Origin of the sequence: Saccharopolyspora dendranthemae, from assembly GCF_007829955.1 — a bacterium.
In the GTDB taxonomy this organism is placed as follows: domain Bacteria; phylum Actinomycetota; class Actinomycetes; order Mycobacteriales; family Pseudonocardiaceae; genus Saccharopolyspora; species Saccharopolyspora dendranthemae.
The window spans coordinates 1496839-1519801 of record NZ_VIWX01000001.1; the positions used below are offsets into that span (position 1 = coordinate 1496839).

The 22963-nt window shown below is 70.7% G+C and carries 19 protein-coding genes and 1 riboswitch; of the genes, 5 read left to right on the forward strand and 14 right to left on the reverse strand.

Annotated features, from left to right (window positions below; genetic code table 11):
- Positions 1 to 87: 87 nt before the first annotated feature.
- The 3 genes from nadC to nadA are packed head-to-tail and all read right to left on the reverse strand — an operon-like array spanning position 88 to position 3541.
- A complete protein-coding gene (gene nadC / locus FHU35_RS06740; protein WP_145737479.1) occupies positions 88 to 936 on the reverse strand; it encodes a carboxylating nicotinate-nucleotide diphosphorylase in 849 nt (282 codons plus the stop codon).
- Positions 933 to 2531: an L-aspartate oxidase gene (locus FHU35_RS06745; RefSeq protein WP_145737480.1), complete on the reverse strand. Its 1599-nt coding sequence runs from the start codon at positions 2529 to 2531 to the stop codon at positions 933 to 935. The genes nadC and FHU35_RS06745 overlap by 4 nt, the downstream gene beginning before the upstream one ends.
- Positions 2528 to 3541 (reverse strand): quinolinate synthase NadA, encoded by a 1014-nt coding sequence (gene nadA, locus FHU35_RS06750; RefSeq protein ID WP_145737481.1) that lies wholly within the window; start codon positions 3539 to 3541, stop codon positions 2528 to 2530. The genes FHU35_RS06745 and nadA overlap by 4 nt, the downstream gene beginning before the upstream one ends.
- A 118-nt stretch (positions 3542 to 3659) precedes the next feature.
- Here nadA and FHU35_RS06755 point away from each other — a divergent pair, with 118 nt between their 5' ends.
- From FHU35_RS06755 to FHU35_RS06765, 3 genes are all read left to right on the forward strand, one after another.
- Complete coding sequence (locus FHU35_RS06755; RefSeq protein WP_145738002.1) at positions 3660 to 4343, forward strand: NUDIX hydrolase; 684 nt, start codon at positions 3660 to 3662, stop codon at positions 4341 to 4343.
- 132 nt (positions 4344 to 4475) lie between these two features.
- A complete protein-coding gene (locus FHU35_RS06760) occupies positions 4476 to 5156 on the forward strand; it encodes an LON peptidase substrate-binding domain-containing protein (protein ID WP_342788493.1) in 681 nt (226 codons plus the stop codon).
- A 40-nt stretch (positions 5157 to 5196) separates the two neighbouring features.
- A complete protein-coding gene (locus tag FHU35_RS06765) occupies positions 5197 to 5985 on the forward strand; it encodes a DUF8017 domain-containing protein (protein WP_145737482.1) in 789 nt (262 codons plus the stop codon).
- Positions 5986 to 5994: 9 nt separating this feature from the next.
- Here FHU35_RS06765 and FHU35_RS06770 read toward each other — a convergent pair whose 3' ends face one another.
- Positions 5995 to 6606 carry a DUF2567 domain-containing protein gene (locus FHU35_RS06770; RefSeq protein WP_246110104.1) on the reverse strand — a complete coding sequence of 204 codons (612 nt, stop codon included), beginning with the start codon at positions 6604 to 6606 and terminating at the stop codon, positions 5995 to 5997.
- Between the two features lie 194 nt (positions 6607 to 6800).
- Here FHU35_RS06770 and FHU35_RS06775 point away from each other — a divergent pair, with 194 nt between their 5' ends.
- Positions 6801 to 8771, forward strand: coding sequence for an arabinofuranosyltransferase (locus tag FHU35_RS06775; protein WP_222429290.1), 1971 nt, complete (start codon positions 6801 to 6803; stop codon positions 8769 to 8771).
- 32 nt (positions 8772 to 8803) lie between these two features.
- On the opposite strand, the gene FHU35_RS06780 is transcribed toward FHU35_RS06775, so the two are convergent.
- The 6 genes from FHU35_RS06780 to dnaE all read right to left on the reverse strand — a co-directional run bounded on the left by FHU35_RS06780 (position 8804) and on the right by dnaE (position 18038).
- Complete coding sequence (locus FHU35_RS06780) at positions 8804 to 9781, reverse strand: hypothetical protein (RefSeq protein ID WP_145737485.1); 978 nt, start codon at positions 9779 to 9781, stop codon at positions 8804 to 8806.
- Positions 9782 to 9886: 105 nt separating this feature from the next.
- The gene (locus FHU35_RS06785) at positions 9887 to 10531 is read right to left on the reverse strand and encodes a response regulator transcription factor (protein WP_145737486.1); all 645 of its coding nucleotides are present in this window, start codon (positions 10529 to 10531) and stop codon (positions 9887 to 9889) included.
- A complete protein-coding gene (locus tag FHU35_RS06790; RefSeq protein WP_145737487.1) occupies positions 10528 to 11709 on the reverse strand; it encodes a sensor histidine kinase in 1182 nt (393 codons plus the stop codon). The genes FHU35_RS06785 and FHU35_RS06790 overlap by 4 nt, the downstream gene beginning before the upstream one ends.
- Before the next feature lie 41 nt (positions 11710 to 11750).
- Entirely contained in the window at positions 11751 to 12983 is a 1233-nt protein-coding gene (locus tag FHU35_RS06795) for a cytochrome P450 family protein (RefSeq protein WP_145737488.1), read from the reverse strand.
- A gap of 157 nt (positions 12984 to 13140) precedes the next feature.
- Positions 13141 to 14346, reverse strand: coding sequence for a cytochrome P450 family protein (locus FHU35_RS06800; protein WP_145737489.1), 1206 nt, complete (start codon positions 14344 to 14346; stop codon positions 13141 to 13143).
- A 107-nt stretch (positions 14347 to 14453) separates the two neighbouring features.
- The gene (gene dnaE, locus FHU35_RS06805) at positions 14454 to 18038 is read right to left on the reverse strand and encodes a DNA polymerase III subunit alpha (RefSeq protein WP_145737490.1); all 3585 of its coding nucleotides are present in this window, start codon (positions 18036 to 18038) and stop codon (positions 14454 to 14456) included.
- A 240-nt stretch (positions 18039 to 18278) separates the two neighbouring features.
- Here dnaE and FHU35_RS06810 point away from each other — a divergent pair, with 240 nt between their 5' ends.
- Positions 18279 to 19235 carry an AsnC family protein gene (locus FHU35_RS06810; protein ID WP_186459285.1) on the forward strand — a complete coding sequence of 319 codons (957 nt, stop codon included), beginning with the start codon at positions 18279 to 18281 and terminating at the stop codon, positions 19233 to 19235.
- Between the two features lie 15 nt (positions 19236 to 19250).
- Here the strand turns inward: FHU35_RS06810 and FHU35_RS06815 are convergent, their stop codons facing one another.
- The 4 genes from FHU35_RS06815 to FHU35_RS06830 form a co-directional block, all read right to left on the reverse strand.
- Positions 19251 to 19538 (reverse strand): hypothetical protein, encoded by a 288-nt coding sequence (locus FHU35_RS06815; RefSeq protein ID WP_145737491.1) that lies wholly within the window; start codon positions 19536 to 19538, stop codon positions 19251 to 19253.
- Between the two features lie 247 nt (positions 19539 to 19785).
- The gene (locus tag FHU35_RS06820) at positions 19786 to 20670 is read right to left on the reverse strand and encodes an RluA family pseudouridine synthase (protein WP_145738005.1); all 885 of its coding nucleotides are present in this window, start codon (positions 20668 to 20670) and stop codon (positions 19786 to 19788) included.
- 41 nt (positions 20671 to 20711) lie between these two features.
- Positions 20712 to 21320, reverse strand: coding sequence for a signal peptidase II (lspA, locus tag FHU35_RS06825; protein WP_186459286.1), 609 nt, complete (start codon positions 21318 to 21320; stop codon positions 20712 to 20714).
- A 158-nt stretch (positions 21321 to 21478) separates the two neighbouring features.
- Positions 21479 to 22801: an aminotransferase class V-fold PLP-dependent enzyme gene (locus tag FHU35_RS06830; protein ID WP_145737493.1), complete on the reverse strand. Its 1323-nt coding sequence runs from the start codon at positions 22799 to 22801 to the stop codon at positions 21479 to 21481.
- A 34-nt stretch (positions 22802 to 22835) separates the two neighbouring features.
- Positions 22836 to 22951: riboswitch (SAM riboswitch) on the reverse strand.
- Positions 22952 to 22963: the final 12 nt, after the last annotated feature.

The following is a 22963-nucleotide window of genomic DNA, read 5'->3' on the forward strand; positions in this document are numbered from 1 at the left end:
TCCCCGTCCCGCCCGATCATGCCGAACACCGGAGGTCGGCGCTGCCCGCGCGGCCGGGCGAGTCGCACTCGTTCAGGCGGCGTCGGCTCACATGTCCAGGCCGAGGTCCAGGGACGGCGAGGAATGGGTCAGCGCGCCCACCGCCAGGTAGTGCACCCCGGTCCGCGCGTAGGCCTCCGCCACCTCGAGGGTCAGGCCACCCGAGGCCTCCAGCTCGGTGCCCGGGGAGAGCTCCCGGGTGCGGGCCACCGCGTCGGCGCACCGCTGCGGCGTGAAGTTGTCCAGCAGGACCAGCGAGACCCCCTCGGCCAGGACCTCCTCCAACTCCTGCAGCGTTCCCACTTCCACCTCCATCGGCAGGTGCGGGGCGTGGTCGCGGCACGCGCGGACCGCCGCGGCCGGGGAACCGGCGGCGACGACGTGGTTGTCCTTGATCAGCAGGGCGTCGCCGAGCGCCATCCGGTGGTTGACGCCGCCACCGCAGCGCACCGCGTACTTCTGCAGGTCGCGCAGGCCCGGGAGGGTCTTGCGGCTGTCCCGGACGCGGCAGCCCGTGCCCGCGACCGCGTCCACCCACTCCGACGTCGCGGTGGCGATGCCCGAGAGGTGGCACAGCAGGTTCAGGGCCGTGCGCTCCGCGGTCAGCAATCCGCGGACCGGGGCCTTCACGCGCAGCGCGCAGTCGCCGGGGGCGAGCCGGTCGCCGTCGCTGCGCTCCTCGATCACCTGGTAGGCGTCGGCCCCCAGCACCTCGTCCAGCACGAGCCGCACCAGCGGAAGTCCCGCCAGCACCCCCGCCTCGCGGGTGTTGAAACCGGCCTCGGCGATCGCGTCGCCGGGGACCGTGGCCTCGGTGGTGGCGTCGGGGCCGTAGCGCAGGTCCTCGGCCAGGGCCGTGCGGACGACCTCGCGGGCGCCGTCGAAGTCGAAGGTCATGCCGCTGTCCTCGCAATCCCGTCCTCGGCGTGGATCAACCAGCCCGAGGCGTCCAGCCGGAACACCGAGCTCCGCCGCAGGCGCAGGTCGTCGGTGTCCGGGAAATCCTTGCGGCGGTGGCACCCTCGCGATTCCTCGCGCAGTCTCGCCGCGGCGAGCATCGCCTGAGCGGTGAGCGTCAGCGACGCGTCCTCGACCGCCTGCCGGGTCCGGAGTGGACGGACGACGGAACTGCGGTCCAGCACCGCGCTCGCCGCCGCCATGCCGTCCTCGCTGCGGCCGATGCCGACGTGCCTGCTCATGGTGCGCTGCAGCAGGTCCCGCTCGACGACCGCGAACGCCGGCGGGGTGATCTCGCCGACCGGTGTGCGGGTCAGCAGGCCGCAGCCGAGGTCCTTGGCCACCGTGGACGCGGCCCGCCCGCCGACGACGAGGCCTTCCAGCAGGCTGTTGGAGGCCAGCCGGTTCGCGCCGTGCAGACCGGTGCAGGCCACCTCGCCGGCCACGTACAGGCCGGTCACCGCGGTCCGCCCGTCCACATCGGACACGACACCGCCGCACGAGTAGTGCGCCGCGCTGGCCACCGGGATCGGCTCGGTGCGCGGGTCGATGCCCGCGGCCCGGCACGAGGCGTGCACGGTCGGGAACCGCTCGGCGAAGCCGGGGATCCCGGTGGCGTCGAGCAGGACGTGCTGGGCACCGGTCTCCGCAGCGCGGCGGGTGATCGCGGCCGACACCACGTCTCGCGGCGCCAGGTCGCCGAGCGGGTGCACCCCGTCCATCACCAGCTCGCCGCGCACGTCCAGCAGCACCGCGCCTTCACCGCGCACCGCCTCGGTCACCAGCGGCCGGCGTCCGCGCGCCTCCCCTTCGGCGTAGAGCACCGTCGGGTGGAACTGCACGAACTCCAGGTCGGCCACCCCTGCCCCGGCCCGCAGCGCCAGCGCCACACCGTCCGCGGTGGACACGTCGGGGTTGGTGGTCGCGGCGAAGAGCTGCCCGAGGCCGCCGGTGGCCAGCAGCACGGCGGGCGCGCGCAGCACGCCCGGACGGCTCTCGGAGTCCACCGCGAGCGCTCCGGAGATCGCGCCGCCCTCGCCGCGCAGCAGCTCGACGACGCAGTGCTGCTCCAGGACCGGGATCCCGCCTCCGCGCACGGCGGAGACCAGCGCGCGCTGCACCTCGGCGCCGGTGGCGTCCCCGCCCGCGTGGATGACGCGGAACGCCTGGTGACCGCCCTCGCGGGTGCGCGCGAGCGAGCCGCCGGCCGCGTCGAAGCGGGCACCGGCCGCGCGCAACCGGCCGATGGCCTCCGCACCGTCGGCGAGGATGTCGCGCACCGCCTGCGGCGAGCACAGCCCGACCCCCGCGGTCAGCGTGTCCTCGACGTGCTTGTGCAGGCTGTCGCCCGGGTCGAGCTCGTCGGGGCGGACCACGGCGATGCCGCCCTGCGCCCAGCCGGTGTTGCCCGCCGCGACGGAATCCTTGCTCACCACCAGCACCCGCAGTCCCGCCTCGCGGGCGCGCAGCGCTGCGGTCAGGCCTGCCACACCGGTGCCGACGACCAGCAGGTCGGCACCGGCTTCCCAGGTCACTCGCCACCGCCGGACTTGCCGATGGCGATCATCCGCTCCACCGACGCCCGGCCGCGATCGGCGATCTCGGCGGGCACGTGCACCTCGTCGGCGCCGTCGCGCAGGCAGCGCAGCAGGGCGGCCGGGGTGATCATCTTCATGTACCGGCAGGAAGCCCGGTCGTTGACCGCGCGGAAGTCGATCTCCGGCGCGGCCTGCCGCAGCTGGTGCAGCATCCCCACCTCGGTGGCCACCAGCACCGAGGTCGCGCCCGTCTCCTTCGCCGCGGTGAGCATGTCGCCGGTGGAGAGGATCTTGACCCGCTCCGGCTCCACGGTCCCCTCGCCCGCGAGGTAGAGCGCGGAGGTCGCGCACCCGCACTCGGGGTGGATGAACAGGTCCGCTTCCGGTGAGGCGGCGGCGCGCTCGGCCAGCTCCGGGCCGTTGATGCCCGCGTGCACGTGGCACTCGCCGGCCCAGACGTGCAGGTTCTCCCGGCCGGTCTCGCGCTTGACGTGCGCGCCCAGGAACTGGTCCGGGCAGAACAGCACCTCGCGGTCCTCCGGGATCGAGCGGACCACGTCGACGGCGTTGGACGAGGTGCAGCAGATGTCGGTCTCGGCCTTCACGTCCGCGGTGGTGTTGACGTAGGAGACGACGACCGCGCCCGGGTGCTCGGCCTTCCACTCCCGCAGCTGCTCGGCGGTGATGGAGTCGGCCAGCGAGCAGCCCGCTCGCTCGTCCGGGATCAGCACGGTCTTGTCCGGCCCGAGGATCTTGGCGGTCTCGGCCATGAAGTGCACACCGCAGAAGACGATCGTGCTCGCGTCGCTGTTCGCCGCGAGGCGGCTCAGCGCCAGCGAGTCGCCGGTGTGGTGGGCGACGTCCTGGATCTCCGGAAGCTGGTAGTTGTGCGCCAGGATCACCGCGTCGCGTTCCTCGGCCAACCGCCGGACCTCGTCGGCCCAGGCGGCATCGGCTTCGACTCCGGTGTAGCCGGCATCGGTCCGCTGCCACGTCGCAGTCGCCATCTCGTCCTCCTCGTCAGAGCCCTCCGGAACGCTCCGGAGAACCCCGCAATCCACCCCGGATGAACGGCTCCGAGGTTTTCGCCTTATAATCGAAAACGTGCCACATCGTAACACCGAGATGACAGCGGATGGCAGAGACGCAGGTCACGAAGTCCTCGCCGGAGTCCTGCAGATCCGCGACGAACGACTGCAGGTGATGCTGTGGCAACGCGCCAAGGAGCCGGCGCTGCACCGCTGGTCACTGCCCCGCGGCTGGCTGGCCTCCGACGAGGACGTCGAGGCCTCGATCCGGCGGCAGCTCGCCGAGAAGGTCGACGTGCACAAGCTCTCCCACGTCGAGCAGCTGTCGGTCTTCAGCGCGCCCGGCCGGGTACCGGATCGGCGGGTGATCGCCACCGCGTTCCTGTGCCTGGTACCCGCCGACGTCGATCCCGAGGTGCCCGCCGACACCCGCTGGTTCCCGGTCGACGACCTGCCCGTGACGGCCTTCGACCACGAGGAGATCGTGCTGGCCGCGCGAGACCGGCTGCGCGCCAAGCTCTCCTACACCAACATCGGGTTCGCGCTGGCCCCGCCCGAGTTCACCGTCTCCGAGCTGCGCGGGATCTACTCCGCCGCGCTCGGGTACCAGGTGGCGGCGACGAACCTGCAGCGCGTGCTGTCCCGGCGCGGCGTCCTGGACGCCACCGGTCGCACCATGCCCGCCGGGCGCTCCGGAGGCCGCCCGCCCGCGCTGTTCCGCTTCACCTCCCGCGACCTGCAGGTGACCGACCCGTTCGCGGTGTTCCGGCCGCCCGCCTGAACTCTCCCGCAGCCCCCGAGCCCTGCCCTGGCACCCGCGAACCCGGACCGCTACCTTCCCCGCGCGGGGTTACGGGCACCCGGACCGCCGCGTTGACGAGTCCGGAATCCATTTCTTCAGTAGTTTGGGGGCGTGTTGGACACGTTGCCGCTGTTCCCGTTGGGGTCCGTGCTGCTCCCCGGCGGGCGTCTTCCGCTGAACATCTTCGAGCCCCGCTACCGCGATCTCGTCCAGGACCTGCTCAACGAGGACCTCCCGGACCGCCGATTCGGCGTCGTCACCATCCGGCAGGGGTGGGAGGTCGGCGAGGACAACGTCGACTCGATGTACGACGTGGGCTGCACAGCGGTGCTCGACCAGGCCAAGCAGCTGCCCGGCGGCCGCTACGACGCCACCGCCTTCGGCGAGCGGCGGTTCCGGCTGCTGCAGATCGACCACGAATCCGCGTCGTACCTGCTGGCACGAGTGCAGTGGCTGCCGGACACCGAACCCGAGCAGGACGCGCCCGGCCGCCGCGAGCGGCTCACCGCCGCAGCGCGCGACGCGCACCAGCGCTACCACGCCTCGGGCCTGCGGGAAGGTCCCCGCGAGGTGCCCGGTGAGGACGCCGACTCCGCCGACCTGTCCTACTTGCTGGCCGATGACTGCGTGCTGACCACCGAGGACCGCCAGGACCTGCTGGAGGAGACCGATCCGCTGATCCGGCTCCGCAACGTCCGCAAGCTGCTGCTGCGCGAGGCCGAGTTCCTGCGCGAGCTGCGCGCGGTCCCGGCGCCGCTGGCCGAGTTCGCCCAGCAGCCCAGCCTGAACTAGCAGGGGCCGGTAGGGGGTCGGGTCGATCTAGGATCGGCGCATGTCCTCACCTGGTGGCCCCTGGGACCCGCGGCAGCAGCACCGAGGTTCCGGTTCGTTCCAGCAGGCCCGGCCCGAGCCCGCCCGCAGGACGAACCGCGGCTGGCTCGTCTTCGCGCTCGTCCTGGGCGCGCTCGTGCTGATCGGCGCGATGGCGGCGGTGCTGGTGATCGGCTTCCGGGGCCCGGAAGCGGCACCGCGACCGGCTCCTCCCGCACCCCCGCCCACCACCACGGCAGCACCCGCGGTGCCCGGCTGGCAGGTCGTCGCGGTGCCCAAGCGGCAGGCGGTCTACGACGTGCCGCAGGACTGGGAGATCGACCCCGCTCCGGAGAACGTGCACGCGGTCGGTCCGCCCTCCGACGCGGTCACGCTCACCGGTGTGTCGCACCAGCAGCTGGGTTTCTGCCCGGGGGACGACAACAGCTTCCGCGCGATGGCCGGCGTCAGCGCCCGGCTCGGGCCGGACAACGCGGCCGTCGCGGGCGACACCCTCGGCACGTTCGTCCGCCACGCCTTCACCCGCGACGCGGTCGCCCCGCTCGTCGAGGGATCACCGCCGGAGCAGCTGAAGCTCCGCGGCGGCCGCACCGCCATCCGGATCAACGCGCGCATCACGTTGCCGGCCCCGGCCGGCTGCGACTCCCGCGCCGTCGCCGTGTCGGTGGTGGCCACCAACAACGACGGCAGGAGCTCGGTGGTCTTCGTCGCCGCGGCCGACCAGGACGTCCCGGGCGCGGTCACCCCGGGAACGCTCGACGAGATCGGCGGGTCGTTGCGCCAGCGCTGACGGCCCGGACTACTTCAGGCGACGCCCCAGGTCGTCGAAGCCGTTCCAGGACGTCGCGATCCCGTAGCCGAGGGCGAGCGCCAGCGGCATGGCCGCCAGCACCGACACCGTGGTGATCTCCGGAGCGATCGTGATCATGTCGCCGAGCTTCGGGTTCTGCGGCGCGGGGTAGAGCCCCGCCGCGAGCGAGCCGCCCACCTGACGTCCGAGCCAGGACGCCACCAGGGCACCCAGCACGCCGCCGATCAGCAGCACCGGCCCGCGCCTGCCGCGCATCCGCCACAGCACGGCGGCGGTGAGCAGACCGGCCGCGAAGGCCAGCAGCGTGAAGATCGCGATGCCGTCGAACTCGTGGTAGCTCTCCACCAGCAGCGGAGTCACCGAACCGCCCCGGCCCAGCACGCTCTGCTGCGGTGGCGCCAGCCGCGACCACAGCCAGCCCATCGGCAACCCCAGCAGCGCGATCAGCGAGATCGCGCTGATCGCGGGCAGCAGGTCGGCCTTGACCACGACCTTCGGCCGCGGTGGCGCGAGGGCGGAGAGCAGGGCCACCTCCTCGGGCTCGACCCGCTCCGGGAGGGCACGCGTCGTGCCCGAGTCGTCCACTGGGCTGTCGGACACCCGCCGACCTCCTCCTCGCGTTCGCCGCCACCGGCCCGGCTTGCGAAATTTTCCGGTCACCATAGCGTTTCACCGCACCCGCCCCGGTCACCCGATGGACGGGCGTGGGACGCACATCAACTATTCTGCGCGAGCCCTCATGTCGGCTACGCCGAAGGACGAGTGAAGTGGTGGGAATCCTGCCGTCTCCGCAGTTGACCGGACCGAGCCCGATCGACGAGCCTCGGCAGACCTCGGCCGTCCGGCTCCCGCTGCGCACCACGGTAGCCGAACTGCTCGGCGGTTCTGCGGTCGCCGTTGTGGTGAGCCTGGTGCTGCAGTTCGCGGCCACGCGCTTGAGCATCAGCGAGCCCAGCTACGCGCCCGAAGCGCTGACGATGCTCAGCAGCACCCTGGTGCTCATCGCGTTGTTCGTCCCGCTGGCCTTCGGCTACCGGATCTCCCGGATCGGACGCTGGGGCAAGGTCGCCGCGACCTGGGTGGCGCTGAGCGCCTTCAGCACGCTGTCGCTGGCCCTCCCGCTGCAGTCGACGCGCTTCTACTACGGCGGGTCCTCCACGGACAACGGCTTCCGCATGCAGTTGATGACGCGCATGGCCTCCACCCTGGGCCTGGCGGACATGAACTACGCCGACACCGCGCCCTACTACCCGAGCGGCTGGTTCTGGCTCGGCGGCCGCTTCGCCAACCTCCTGGGCTGGGAGGGCTGGGCGGCCTACAAGCTCTACGCGTTGTGCTGGATCGCGGTGACGACGGTCGTGGCGTTCACGCTCTGGAGCGTGGTGCTGCGCCGCCGCCTCGCGTTGCTGGCGACCGTCGCGACCGCGCTGTCGGGCATGCTGCACGGCATCGTGGAGCCCTACGCCTGGCCGTCGGCCGCGTGGCTGCTGCCGGTGGCGGTGCTGGCCTGGCGCGCCATGCGGCAGAACGACGGCACACCGCGGTGGACGCTGATCTGCATCGGCGGCTTCATCGGGTTCGCCGCGATCACCTACACGCTGCACTTCGGCTTCGCCGTCGTCGTGATCGTGCTGATGGCGGTGGTCACCGGCTTCAACCAGGTCCGGCACGGCGACGGCGTGGGCGCCGTGGTCAAGCGGCAGTTCCTGCGACTGCTCCCGATCGGTCTGGTCAGCCTGGTCATCGCCCTCCTCGTGTGGCTCCCCTACCTGCTGTCGACGAAGTTCCTGCTGGACAACCCGCGCAGCGCCGCGCAGCACTACCTGCCCGACGACGGCGCCTTCCTGCCGGTGCCGATGACCGAGGCCTCGGCGTTCGGCGCGCTGTGCCTGGTGGGCTTCGCGTGGCTGCTGCTGCGCTTCCGCCACAGCGAGGTCGCCGCCGCGTTGCTGCTGGTCGTGGTCGCGATCTACGCCTGGTTCGGCCTGTCCACGCTGGCCCTGCTGGCCAAGACGACGCTGCTGGCCTTCCGGCTCAACGTCGTCCTCGACGCGCTCCTGCCGGTCGCCGGCGTGCTCGGCCTGCTGGAGCTGATCGGCTACCTGCGGACCAAGATCCCCTCGCAGCACGCGGTTCAGGTCGGGCTCCTCGCCTGCGCTCTGGGCCTGGTCGGCGCGGTGAGCGTCACCCAGGAAGCGCTCAGCGAGAAGCTCATCGGCTACACCGAGCAGGCCTACACCGACTACTACCCGACCGGTGACAACGCCAAGGGGCAGAAGGACCCGGACCAGGTCGGCTCCTGGTTCGACGACGAGATCCGCGCGGTGGCCGCGCTCACCAAGCGCGAGCCCGACGAGAACGTCCTGCTGAGCACCGACTACAAGCTCATGTCCTTCCAGCCGTACTGGGGTTTCCAGCAGGAGACCCCGCACTACGCCAACCCCCTGGCCGACTACTCCGACCGCGCCGCGGAGATCGAGCGCTGGTCCCGGGCCAAGAGCAGCGACGAGCTGCTGAGGGCGATCCGGAGCTCGAAGTTCAAGAGCCCCAACGTGTTCGTCCTCAACAACCCGCAGAGCCGCTACTCCACCGTGGAGCCCCCGCCCGAGCACGAGGGCGATCTCGCGTTGCAGCTCAAGGGAGACTCGTTCCCCCAGAACCCGAACGTGCGCGACTACTACGCCTACTTCGACCGCGAGCTCTTCGACTCGCCCGCCTTCGTCAAGCGCGAGGTGGGCCCGTACACGATCATCGCGCTGCGCTGACCCGGCACCCGGGCACGGCCTGGGGGTGGCGCTCATCGAGCGATCGCCACCTCTGCCCGCGCCCGGCGGAGCCGGTAGTGCATCGCGGCGGCGACCAGCGCGAACGACCACAGCGGCCAGAGCCAGATCGGCAACCACACCACCACGTTGTTGGGGATGCCGGGGTTGTCGGCGAGCATCTGCGACAGCAGCATCCTGCTGCCTGCCAGGACCAGGACGGCAGCGCACAGCGCGGGCACCACGGCCATCCGGACCGGCACCCGCTTGCCGGCCAGGCCGATCATCCAGCGCGGGAAGCGCTCTCCCCACGGGCGGATCAGCCCCCACGTCAGCACGGCGCCACCGGCCGCAGCGGCCCCGAGTCCAAGACCTGCTGCGCCGCTGCTGTTCTCCATCGACAGGTCGGGAATCCCGATCGCCATCAGCACGCGGCTCACCGTGTACACCAGGGGAACGGCGATGGCGATCCAGGTCCACCACAGCCCTCGGTTCGACGTCTCGCCCCGATCAGCGCGCACGGCCTGCTCGATCCACGACAACAGCAACGTCACCACGAGCGCTACGACCACCAGCTGGAGCACCAGCGCCGGCGACAGGTAGTTCCGCAGCGGCGCGACGTCTCCGGCCAGCGCCGAGACCAGCAGGAACGGTAAGTACCCCACCGCGGCGAGCACACCTGGGCCGAGCAGCACCAGCAGGCCACCGATCGAGGCCACCCGCAGCGGTGCCGGAGCGCTGCCCCGGCGCGCGGTCACGAGCCCGGTCGCCGTGGTCACCGCACCGATCAGCGCGAGCACCAGGTTGGCGGCGGCTTGCGGCAGCAGGGTCAACGACGAGGCGAAGAAATCGGACGGGTTGGCCATCGGGCTGAGCGCACCGGTGATCGCGCAGACCAACGCCACCAGCACCAGCACCCCACCGCCCACGGCGACGAAGCTGTGGGCGACGAAGCTGTGGGCGACGAAGCCTTGGGCGACAACGCCCTTCGCGAACTTCCCTTGTTCAGTCATGCCAGCAATGTTCGTGGTTTCGACCGTGATCGGCCTCCACCGCGACGGACAGACTTCCTCCTCCTCAGGGAGGAGATCCGCGCACCGCGCGAACGACCTGACCGCTCAGACCACACCGTTGTCGTAGGCCCAGATGACCGCGTGCAGCCGGTCGCGGACGCCGAGCTTGCGCAGCACCGCGGCGACGTGGGTCTTCACCGTCGTCTCCGCCAGGTGCAGCTCGGCACCGATCTCGGCGTTCGACGACCCGCGCGCCACGGCGGCCAGCACGTCCCGCTCCCGGCCGGTCAGCGCTTCCCAGAGCGGTGCCGGGCCGCGCGGTGCCGCCCGCTTGGCGACCTCCAGCAGGCTCCGGGTCGCGCGCGGCGACACGATCGAATGCCCCTTGTGGACTTCGCGCACGGCCGCCGCGACCTCCTCGCCGGGAGTGTCCTTGGTCAGGAAACCGCCCGCACCGGCCCGCAGGGCGGCGAAGAGGTTCTCGTCGAGGTCGAAGGTGGTCAGGATGAGCACCCTGATCTCCGGGTGCTCCGCCGTGATCAGCTCGGTCGCCGCGATGCCGTCGACGCCCGGCATCCGGATGTCCATCAGCACCACGTCGACCCGGTGCTTGCGGCAGGCCTCCACCGCAGCCGAACCCGAATCGACCTCGGCCACGACCTCGAGGTCGTCGTGCAGGCCGAGCATGATCCCCAGCGCGGAGCGGATCAGCTCCTGGTCGTCGGCGACGACCACGCGGATTCCGGTCACCGCTCCCCCAGCTCGAACTCAGCCCGCACGGTGGTGCCCGCACCGGGCTCGCTGCGCACCACGAATCCGCCCCCGATCTGCCGCATCCGCTCGGCCATCCCGACCAGGCCGTACCCACCGCGCTCGGTGAGGTCATCGGCGGTCCCGGGGCCGTCGTCCGTCACGGCAACGGTAAGCCGGTGCGGTTCCCAGTCCAGGGAGATCCGGCACGTCACCTGCGGACCGACGTGCTTGAGGGCGTTGGTGACCGATTCCTGGACCACCCGGTACACCGCGTGCCGATCAGCGGTCGAGAGATCGTGCCTGGTCCCGGAGCTGCGCAGCTCGACGTCCGCGCCGGCCTGGCGGAACGATCCGATCAACGAATCGAGATCCCGGTCCTCGTGCGAACTCACCGGGTCGTCACCCGAACGCAGGACACCGAGCATCCCGCGCATCTCCTGCATCGCGTCGCGGCCCACGTTCAGCGCCGTCGAGAGCATCTCCCTGGCGCGCTCGGGATCGCGGTCGAAGACCATCCGCGCGGTGTCGGCCTGCGCGAGCACGACCGCCAGCGAATGCGCTGCCACGTCGTGGATCTCGCGAGCGATCAACCGGCGCTCGGCCGCGATCGCGGCGCGCACCTGCTCCTGCCGCAGCTGCTCCGCGCGGTGCGCGCTCTCCTCCAAGGCGCGCACGTAGGACACCCGGATGCGCCGGTAGCGCCCGAGCGCCCAGGCCGACAGGACCGTGGCCACGGCCACCGCACCGAGCACCAACGCCGGCACCCAGCCGCCCGGGAAGCTCACCACCATCCGCGCCACCACCAGCGCCGATCCGAGCAGCCCGCAGGCCACCGGCAGCACCCAGCGGTCGGTGTAGGCGATCACCGAGTACAGCAGCACCGGGTAGATCGCGGTGAACGGCAGCAGCACCGGCGGCACACCGCCGGGCAGGTCCGGGAGCGCGACCAGCACCAGCATCAGGGCGCTGGCCGCCGACAGGGCCGGCAGCGGCCGGATCCGGCGCAGCGCCAGAACCCCGGCCAGGCCGATCAGGACGATGAGGGTGGTGATCCACAGCCAGGGGGCGGATCCCCGGAGCGCGCTCAGCGACGAGCCGAGGCCGAGGAAGAGGACGAGCGCCGCCGCGACGCCGTCGAGCGCCAGGCGGTGGTCGGGTCGCCAGGAGTTGAGCACGGGCTCACGGTAGGCGCGCGCGCCGGGGACCCACCTCCTCCTCACGAACGAGATGCCGGGCGGACCGGGAGCGCCTGCAGCCCGTGGATCAGGCTGGAGTTCCGCCGGACCAGGTTCTCCGGAGCCGTGGCCAGCGCCAGGTCCGGGAAGCGCGAGATCAGTCCCCGCAACGCGATCTGGGCCTCCATGCGGGCCAGCGGCGCACCGAGGCAGAAGTGGATCCCGTGCCCGAAGGCCAGGTGCCCCTGGGCGTCCCGGCCGACGTCGAAGGAGTCGGCGGCGTCGAAGCGCGCCGGGTCGCGGTTGACCGCGGCGAGCCCGATCCAGACGAATTCGCCTGCGGGGATCTCGGTTTCGCCGACCACGACCGGCTCGGTGGTGAAGCGGAACGTGGTGTGCATGAGCGGACCGTCGAACCGCAGCATCTCCTCGACCGCGCCGTCGACCAGGTCGGGGTTCGCGCGCAGCGCGGCGAACTGGTCGGGGTGGGTCAGCAGCGCCAGGACGCCGTTGCCGATCAGGTTCACCGTGGTCTCGTGCCCCGCCACCAGCAGGAGGAACACCATCGAGATCAGCTCGGTCTCGCTGAGCCGGTCCTCGTCCTCCGACACCTCGATCAACGCCGTCAGCAGATCGTCCGCGGGGTTCTCGCGCTTCGCGGCGAGCAGTTCGGTCAGGTACGCCGCCATCTCGCCCGCGGCCTGCCCTGAGGCCTCGGCGTCGATGTCGTCGAGCAACCGGTTGGTCCAGACGCGGAAGTCGTCGCGGCGGCTCTCGTCCACGCCCAGCAGCTCGCAGATCACCCGGATCGGCAGCGGGAACGCGAACGCGTCCAGCGCGTCCACCTCGGACTCCCCGGCCATCGCCGTCAGCAGCTCGTCGGTGATCTGCTCGATCCTCGGCCGCAGGGACTCGATCCGGCGCGCGGTGAACGCCTTGACCACCAGCTTCCGCAACCGGGTGTGGTCCGGCGGGTCCATGTTGAGCATGTGCATGTCGAACCCGGCGCCGGCGAACCGCCCGTCCTCGGTCTCCGGGGCGACGGCCGCGAAGCGGTCCATGACCAGCCTGAAGATGGTCTGCGCGTCCTTGCCCAGCCGTGGATCGGCCAACAGCGCCCGCGCGTCCTCGTACCGGGTCACCACCCAGATCGGCAGCCCGGTCTCGTTGACCAGGCGGTGCACCGGGCCTGCCTCGCGCAGCTGCGCGTAGCGCGCGTGCAGGTCCTGCACGAAGTCCGTGTCGAACGTGATCGGGTCGGTGTGCGCGGTCATGGAACCCCCATCCACGAGATGTGGTTCCAGTAAACCCCGCGCGCACGGACCTCTGCCGGGAAAATCGCAATCAGCGGCTGCGGATCTCACTTCGGCGCGCCCGGAGCAGGAGGGCCACCTCAGAACCCGCTACCCGCACCGCCACGCGAAGCGATCCCTACGCCAGGCGGACCGGCAACCGCTGCAGTCCGTGGATGAGCGTGGAGAACCGCCACTCGACGTCGTCCAGCTCGCCCGCCGCGCGCAGACCGGGGAAGCGCTCGGCGAGCTGCCGCAGCGCGATCTGCGCCTCCATGCGGGCCAGCTGCGCGCCCAGGCAGAAGTGGATGCCGTGGCCGAACGCCACGTGCCCGCGCGCGTCCCGGCTGATGTCGAACCGCTCGGGTTCCGGGAACTTCTCCGGGTCGTGGTTGGCGGAGGCCAGGCCCACCCACACGATCTCGTCGGCCGGGATCTCCACGCCGCCGAAGGTCACCGGCTCCCTGGTGTGCCGGAAGGTGCCGTGGATGACGGGCCCGTCGAAGCGCAGCGCTTCCTCCACCGCACCCGTCACCAGGCTCGGGTCGGCGACCAGCGCGTCCCACTGCTCCCGGTCGCGCAGCAGGGCCAGCACGCCGTTGCCGATCAGGTTCACCGTGGTCTCGTGCCCCGCCACCAGCAGCAGGAACACCATCGAGACCAGCTCGATCTCGCTAAGCCGGTCCTCGTCCTCCGACACCTCGATCAACGCCGTCAGCAGATCGTCGGCCGGGTGCTCCCGCTTGGTCGCGATCAGCTGGAAGAGGTACTCGGTCATCGCCTGGTTCGTCTTGGCCAGGGTCTCGTTGTCCGAGGCGTCGAGCATCGTGTTGGTCCACCGCCGGAAGTCGTCGTGGCGGCTCTCCTCCACGCCCAGCAGCTCCGAGATCACCTGGATGGGCAGCGGGAACGCGAAGGCGTCCAGCAGGTCCACCTCGGCCTTGCCCGCCATCTCGCCGAGCAACCCTGCGGTGATCTCCTCGACGCGCGGCCGCAGCGCCTCGATCCTGCGCGAGGTGAAGGCCTTGACCACCAGCTTCCGCATCCGCGTGTGGTCCGGCGGGTCCATGTTGAGCATCTGCTCGCTGATCGCCGAGTTGAACCGCCGCGTCCCGTCGTCGCCGATCTGGGACCTGATCACCTCGCCGCTGCGCCGGAAGTTCTTGCCCAGCCTCGGATCGGCCAGCGCCGCCTTCGCGTCCTCGTAGCGGGTGATCACCCACAGCTTCAAGCCGTGCGGGCTGATCATGCGCTGCACCGGGGTGTTCGAGCGGATCTCGCCGTAGCGGGAGTAGAGGTTCGCGACGAAATCGGCGTCGAAGACGGGAGCTTCAGTGGTGGACATGGACGATCCCTCGGGTAGGCGAGCTTCGGGCCCTCGACGTCAGTGAACCCCGTTCACCTCGGCTTGTCACACCGGACTGAGGGGCCTCTCAGCGCAAACCCGACGAATCACGCCACCTCGAAGCAGCCCGCCCCGAGCAAACCCTTCAGCTCGCCCTGCAACCCGTTCTCCGTCGAGACGAAGAAGTCGCTGGACAGCACCATCCGCGTCGTCCCGCTCCGGCTCTGCAGCTTCAGGTGCACCGGGGTCCTCCCGGAGTGCGCCTGAAGGGTCCGCTTGAGCTCCTTGACCAGCGACTGGTCCACCCGGCCGACCGGGACCTTGATCACGAACGCCGAGTCACCGCTCGGGTCGGCCTCCGCCGCGGAGATGTCGATCGGCACGGCGTCCGAGGCGAACACGCTGATGGCGCCCTCGCGCTCGTTGATGCGGCCCTTGACCGCCATCGCGGTGTCCTCGACGAGGCAGTCGGCGAACATCTCGTAGGACTGGGGGAAGAACAGCACCTCGACGGACGCGTCCAGGTCCTCCAGGGTCACGATCGCCCAGGGGTGGCCGTTCTTGTTGATGCGGCGCTGGATCCCCGAGATCATCCCGGCGATCTTGATCTGCTCCTTGTGCCCGGCGGATTCGCGCTCGCCGCCGACGAGCTCGGCGATCCCGGCGTCCTGGTAGGGCGCCAGCAGCCGCTGCGCGCCGTCGAGCGGGTGCGCCGAGACGTAGAGGCCCAGCATCTCGCGCTCGTAGGCCAGCAGCTGCTTGCGCGGCCACTCGTCGGCGGTGAACTGCAGGTGCGCCAGCGGCGATGCTTCCGCGCTGTCGTCGGAGTCGTCGGCGCCGAAGAGGTCGAACTGGCCCATCGCCTGCTGGCGCTTGAGCCCGATCACCGCGTCCACCGCGGCCTCGTGGTGCTGCGAGAGCGACATCCGGGTGTGCTGCAGCGAGTCGAACGCACCGGCCTTGATCAGCGACTCGATGACCCGCTTGTTGCACGCCAGGATCTCGGACTTGTCCAGGAAGTCGGTGAAGGAGGTGTAGCGGCCCTTCTCCTCGCGGCTCTTGACGATCGAGGCCACCACGTTCGAGCCGACGTTGCGGATCGCGCTCATGCCGAACCGGATGTTGCCGTCGACCGCGGCGAAGGTGTCCTGGGAGTCGTTGACGTCCGGCGACAGCACCTGCACGCCCATCCGGCGGCATTCCGCCAGGTAGACGGCCATCTTGTCCTTGTTGTCGCCGTTGGAGGTCAGCAGCCCGGCCATGTACTCGGCGGGGTGGTTCGCCTTCAGGTAGGCCGTCCAGTACGCCACCAGCGCGTACCCGGCCGCGTGGGACTTGTTGAACGCGTAACCGGCGAACGGCAGGACCGTCGCCCACAGCTTGTCGATCGCCTGATCGGAGAAGCCCTGGTCGCGCATCCCGGCCTGGAAGCCCTCGAACTCCTGGTCCAGGACCTCCTTCTTCTTCTTGCCCATCGCGCGGCGCAGGATGTCGGCTCGACCGAGGCTGTACCCGGCGACCTTCTGCGCGATCGCCATGATCTGCTCCTGGTAGACGATCAGGCCGTAGGTCTCGGCCAGGATGTCCTTCAGGGGCTCGTCCAGCTCCGGGTGGATCGGCTCGACCGGCTTCTTGCCGTTCTTCCGGTCGGCGTAGTCCAGGTGCGCGTTGACCTCCATCGGACCCGGCCGGTACAGCGCGTTCGCCGCCACCACGTCGCCGAACTCGGTGGGCTGCATGCGCTTGAGCAGTTCCCGCATGCCGCCGCCTTCGAGCTGGAACACGCCCAGGCTCTCCCCGCGCGCGAGCAGCTCGTAGGTCTTGGCGTCGTCCAGCGCGAGGCTGGAGAGGTCGATCTCCAGGCCGTGGTTGTCCTTCACCATCTCCAGCGAGTCACCGAGGATGGTGAGGTTGGACAGACCCAGGAAGTCCATCTTCAGCAGGCCGATGGCCTCGCAGGACGGGTAGTCCCAGCCGGTGATGATCGACCCGTCGTCGCGGGCCCACAGCGGGACCGCTCCCATCAGCGGCTGCGAGGAGAGGATCACCGCGCAGGCGTGCACACCCGCGTTGCGGATCAGGCCCTCCAGCCCGCGCGCGGTCTCGAAGATCTGCGACACCGACGGGTCGGTCTCGATGAGCGCGCGGACCTCGGCCGCCTCGGTGTAGCGCTCGTGCTGCGGGTCGACGATGCCCGAGAGCGGGATGTCCTTGGCCGCGATCGGCGGCGGCAGCGCCTTGGAGATCTTGTCGGCGATGGCGAAGCCCGGCTGTCCGTGGTGGACGCGAGCGGCGTCCTTGATCGCCGCCTTCGTCTTGATCTTGCCGAAGGTGATGACCTGGGCGACCTTGTCCCGGCCGTACTTGGTGATCGCGTACTGCAGCACCTCGTCACGACGCCGGTCGTCGAAGTCGAGGTCGATGTCGGGCGGGGAGTCGCGCTCCGGGTTCAGGAACCGCTCGAAGATCAGGCCGTGCTCCAGCGGATCCAGGTTCGTGATGTGCAGGATGTAGGCCAGCAACGACCCCGCTGCCGAGCCGCGGCCCGGTCCGACGTGGATGCCCTGCGACTTCGCCCACCGGGTCAGGTCGCCGACCACCAGGAAGTACGCGCAGTAGCCCTTGGCGTCCAGGACGTCCAGCTCGGTCTTGATCCGCTCCAGGCACTCCTGGCTCGCGCCGCCGGGGTAGCGGGTCGGCAGGTACTGCTCGATCTCTCCTTCGAGGAGTTCCCGCTCCGACAGGCCGCTGCCGTCCGAGATGCGCGGCATCCGGTCCTGGAAGGACCAGACGTCCTCGTAGGACTCCACCATCTCCGCGACCAGCAGCGTGTTGTCGGCCGCGCCCGGGACCTCGGAATCCCAGTACTCGCGCATCTCCTCGGCGGACTTCAGGTAGTAGCCGTCGCCGTCGAACTTGAACCGGCTGTCGTCGGAGAGCGTCTTGCCCGACTGCACGCACAGCAACGCCCCGTGTGACTCGGCCTGGTCCGCCGTCACGTAGTGGCTGTCGTTGGTGGCCAGCGGCGGAATGCCCAGCTTCTTCGAGATGTCCAGCAGTCCCTGGCGCACCGAGCGCTCGATCGGCAGGCCGTGGTCCATCAGCTCCAGGAAGAAGTTCTCCGCACCGAAGATCTCCTGGTACTCGGCGGCCGCGCGCAACGCCTCGTCGAACTGCCGCAACCGCAGGCGGGTCTGCACCTCACCGGACGGGCACCCAGTGGTCGCGATGATCCCCTCGGCGTGCTCGGCGATGAGTTCCTTGTCCATCCGCGGCTTGCGGTACATGCCCTCGAAGCCCGCGCGACTGGAGAGGGCGAACAGGTTCCGCAGGCCGGCGGCGTTGCGGGCGAACATCGTCATGTGCGTGTAGGCACCGGCCCCCGAGACGTCACCGCCCTCGCCGAACTCGTCGGTGCCCCGCTGCTTCGCCTCGCCCCAGAAGATCGGCTTCTTGCGGAAGCGGCTCTCGGGAGCGACGTAGGCCTCGATGCCGATGATCGGCTTGATGCCGGTCTTGCGCGCCTGCTGGTAGAACTCGTCCGCGCCGAACATGTTGCCGTGGTCGGTCATCGCGACCGCCGGCATCCCGAGCCGCTGCGCTTCGGAGAACAGCGCACCGACCTTCGCCGCACCGTCGAGCATCGAGTACTCGGTGTGCACGTGCAGGTGGACGAAGGGGTCGACGGACACGGAGAAGTCCTCCTTCGCGGCGGGATCGAAGACGCGCCAGCCTAACTCCGGCCACCGACCGAGCAGCCGATTCCCCCTGGCGTTGCGCGAGGTTCCACGCGGCCGGGATGCCGGAGAGCGTGTGCGGCGTGGGGGAGGTTTTCATGAGAACTTCCCCCACCCCCGCACTCGACATTCGCCCGTGTCGGGAACTCGTGCCTCGCACACAGGCGACCACCTGACCAGGTAGCGTGGGACGACGTGACTGGCCCTGATCCCGTGGACGTGCGACTGCTGAGCGCCGTGGCAGAGATGGGCCGAGCGGCGGTCCCGGACATCGCCGGTCGGCTCGGCATGGACGTGCGCGAGGTCGCCGCGCGACTCGCCACCCTCTCCACCACCGGCCTGCCGCTGATGGTCGGCGTCGAGTGCGATCAGCAAGGCATCCGCAACGCCGTCGCCGCAGCTCAGCAGTGGGCGGCCCAGAACGCCGCGAGCGGTCCGTACCCGATGGCGCCCGGGCAGTACAGCGGCCCGCACTCGATGTCGGGCCCCTACCCGGTGCCCGGCCCGCAGCAGATGTCGGGCCCGTACCCGGTGTCCGGGCCCTACCAGGTCTCCGGCCCGCACCAGATGTCCGGCCCGCAGCAGGTCTCGGGACAGCACCAGGTCGGCGGTCCGCAGATGGCCCACCCGCAGCAGCCGGTCGCCCCGGCGCCGCCGATGAACTCCTGGGGACCGCCCGGTTCAGCCGCGTGGGCGCGCGGTGACCAGCCCGCAGCTCCCGCTCCGGCACCGACCGGCAAGGTCGGTACCAAGCTGGAGGTCAACGGGATGTCCGGCGAGCGGATCAGCATCCAGCTCGTCGAGGTCGTCGACCCGGCCGATTTCCTCTACACCGCAGCCGGTTACGAGCTCCCGCCCGGCGAGCGCTCGGTCGTCGTGCACACCGAGCTGACCAACCACGGGCAGGTGCCGTTCGCGTCGCTGCCCGACATGTACTTGGAACTGGTCACCAAGGACGGTTCACCGGTGACCAAGGCTCCGGTGTCGATGTCATCCCGTCCACCGCACCGGATGGGCGTCCAGCCCGGCGAAACCGCCGGTGGCCACACGGTGTACGTGCTGAACGAGTCCACCGAGATCACCGCGGTCCGCTGGACCCCGCAGCCCGGTGATCAGCAGCGCACGCTGCTCTGGGACATCTCCGACCTCTGACGAGCCCGGGAGCGCTCAGGAATCGCGGCGGAAGAAGTCCAGCGGGTTGTTGCGCCTGGGCTTGTCCGCGCGATCCTTGCTGCGGTACTCCAGCGTCGGCCAATCGCCCGCGGCGTCCGGGGCGCGCTCGGGTTCCGGCTCGCCGATCACGGAAGGCGTGGCAGGGCCGACGTCCTGGGCGCTGATCACGTCGCCGAGGCTGTGAAGACCTTCCGGCGGCGTGTCGAGATCTGCCTGCGGATCCACCACCGGCATGCCGCGTGGCGGAGTCGGTGTGTCCGATCCGTGAAATTCCTGAGCCATCGGACCCCCTTCGTCGCGCCGATCCGATCACCACGATACCCGGTCCAAGAACTGTTGAGGACTTGCTGTGCGTAACGGTGCGGGTAGCGGAACCTGAGCGCCTCCGTGGTCTCCGTGCGCCGCTCCTTGAGTATGCCAATACGAGGCGTCCCGGCGTACTCGCCACGAAGGCGCTCAGAACCCGCGGCGGTGCAGGTTGCTCAGGTGGTGCAAGAGGATGCGGCTCCGCCGCATTCATCAACAGGTCCTAGCCGTCCTGATCGCGCAACTCGTCCAGAGCGTGCTGCAAGTCGTCCGGGTACTCGCTCTCGAACTGCACCCAGCCGCCCGAGGGGTGCTCGAAGGACAGGCTCCGCGCGTGCAGCCACTGCCTGGTGATCTGCAGCCGACGGGCCAGCACCGGGTCCGCCCCGTAGGTGATGTCGCCGACGCAGGGGTGCTTGATCGCCGAGAAGTGCACCCGGATCTGGTGGGTGCGGCCGGTTTCCAGCTTCACGTCGATCAGCGACGCGGCGCGGAACGCCTCCACCGTCTCGTAGTGGGTGATGCTCGGCTTCCCCCCGGTGACCACCGCGAACTTGTAGTCGTGCCGCGGGTGCCGGTCGATCGGCGCGTCGATGGTGCCCCGGCTCGGGTCGGGCAAGCCCTGAACCACCGCGTGGTACCGCTTCTCGACCGTCCGCTCCTTGAACGCGCGCTTGAGCACCGTGTAGGCGTGCTCGCTCTTGGCCACCACCATCACCCCGGTCGTGCCCGCGTCGAGGCGGTGCACCACGCCCTGGCGCTCGGCGGCACCCGAGGTCGAGATGCGCAGGCCGGCCGCGGCCAGGCCGCCGACCACGGTCGGCCCCTCCCAGCCGGGGCTCGGGTGGACGGCGACGCCGATCGGCTTGTCGATCACGACGATGTCGTCGTCCTGGTGCAGGATCTTCATGCCCTCGACCGGCACGGCCACCACCTGCGGCGGCTGTTCGGCGGCGGGCAGGCTGACCTCCAGCCAGGACCCGGCCATCAGCCGATCCGACTTGCCCGCGGGACTCCCGTCGACGAGGACGTCACCGGCCTCGGCGAGTCCGGCCACGGCGTTGCGGGAGAGCCCGAGCAGCTTGGACAGGCCCGCGTCGATCCGCATGCCGTCCAGCCCCTCGGGGACCGGGAGGGTTCGGAGTTCGCTCACGACTTGCGCGCCTTCTGCTTGCGGTGGACCGTCCCGTCGAAGTCGCGACCCATCAGCGACAGCAGCACCACGAGGATGCCGCCGCAGGTGATGCAGCTGTCGGCGACGTTGAACACCGGGAACACCTGACCGCCGGGTGCCAGGAACGACAGGAAGTCCACGACGTGGCCCTGCAGCGGCCCGGGCGCCCGGAACAGCCGGTCACCGAGGTTGCCGCACGCACCGCCGAGCACCAGGCCGAGGCCGACGGCCCACCCCGGCGAGCGGAGCTTCGGGGCCAGCCACACGATCACGCCGACCACCGCGATGGCCAGCAGCGCGAGCAACCACGTCAGGCCGGTGGCCATCGAGAACGCGGCACCGGGGTTGCGCAGGACGTCGAAGTAGAAGAGGCCACCGAGCACCTTCACGGGCGGGGTGCCCTCGATGGTGGCGACCACGGCGATCTTGGTCACCACGTCCAGGGCCAGGCCCACTGCCGCCACCCCGAACAGCAGCGCCAGCAGCTTCGCGGACCCGCCCTTCGGGGCGTCCGCGGCCGGGTTCGTCTCAGCGGACTCCGGTGTGGAGGCCGCCTGCTCAGAAGAGGGGTGCTCGGTGCTCACTCCCCCATTGTCCCCGACCCAGCGGAACGACGGCGCACCAGGACCGCGACACCCGGGCACCCAGTCCCAGTTTTAGTCCAAACTGAGCCGACAAAACGGACATGATCATGGCTCGGTTTGGACTAAAACTGGGACCTGCCGCGCACCGCCTCGCCGAATCAGAGAAGGAAGGGCGGCAGCGGGCGCTGGTCGTCGACCGGTTCCCAGCGGCCGTTGGACTGCTCGTAGCTCGCCGCAGGACCCTCGCTCACCAAGGACTTCAGGGCGGCGAGCAGGCGGTCGACGTGCTCCGCGGTGGTGCCGAGACCGAGGCTGACCCGCAGTGCGCGTTCGCTGTCCGAGCCTGCCTTGGACAGCAGGTTCTTGGTGCCCAGGTGGGCGCAGAACAGACCGTCGCGGACGCCGATGCCGTGCTCGGCCGACAGCGCGGCGGCGATCAGCCCCGGGTCCTGGCCGTCGAGGGTGAAGCTGACGACGCCAACCCGGTCGTGCTCCGGGCCGAACAGGCTGAGCTCGCGCAGGCCGGGGATCTCGGCCAGACCCGCGCGCAAGCGTCCGAGCAGCGCGGACTCGTGCTCGACGACGCCCTCCCAGCGGGTGGCGAAGGTGCGGCAGGCGGTGGCCAGCGCGTGCACGCCGACGGTGTTGGGCGAGCCCGCCTCGTGGCGCTCCGGGCCGGTGGTCCAGCTGACCGCGCGCTCGTTGACCACGCGGGTGGCGCCACCGCCGGCGAGGTGGGGTTCGGCGGCGTTGAGCCAGTCGGCGCGTCCGATCAGGGCCCCGGCTCCGAAGGGGGCGTAGAGCTTGTGGCCGGACAGCGCGAGGTAGTCGACGTCGAGCTGGGCGAGCCGGATCGGCCGGTGCGGCGCGAGCTGCGCGGCGTCCAGCACCGTCCGGGCGCCCCTGCTGCGGGCGACGCGGGCGAGCTCGGCGACCGGCCAGACCTCGCCGGTGACGTTGCACGCCCCGGTCAGGACCACCAGCCGGGGCCCCTCCGGGCACTCCGCCAGCGCCGCGTCCAGCGCGGCGACCGCGTCGGCCGGCGATTCGGGCGCTGCGATCCGGCGGACGTTGCGCCACGGCAGCAGAGCGGCGTGGTGCACGGTGTCGAAGACGACCACCGACGTGCCGCGCGGAACGGCCGAGGCCAGCAGGTTCAGCGCGTCGGTGGTGTTGCGGGTGAACACGACCTCGTCGCCCTGGCGGCCACCGGCGAAGTCGAGCAGCACCTGGCGCGCGTCTTCGTAGACGCGGGTGCACACCTGCGAGGCGAACCCGGCTCCGCGGTGCACGCTCGCGTAGTACGGCAGCAGCTCGTCCACGGCGTCGCGCACCGCGGACAGGCACGGTGCGCTGGCGGCGTGGTCGAGGTTGGCGTAACTCGTGGTTCCTCCGGTGACCAGGGGAACCCGCAGTCCGGCTCCGACCACGCCGGGAACGGCGACGGACTGGCTCGGAACATCGATGACGGCTGAAGACATCGCGACCCTCCCGGGGCCTCAAGGGCCCTTGGCGGGCCCGCGCTTGCCGGGCCGCACTGCGCGACCGGCCAGGTCTTCACCCGGGGCACCCCACCGCGGTAGGAGGGTTGCCGGCCAGCAAGCCGGGGCTTGACGCTGGCGCTCATGACCTTCGCGGCGAAC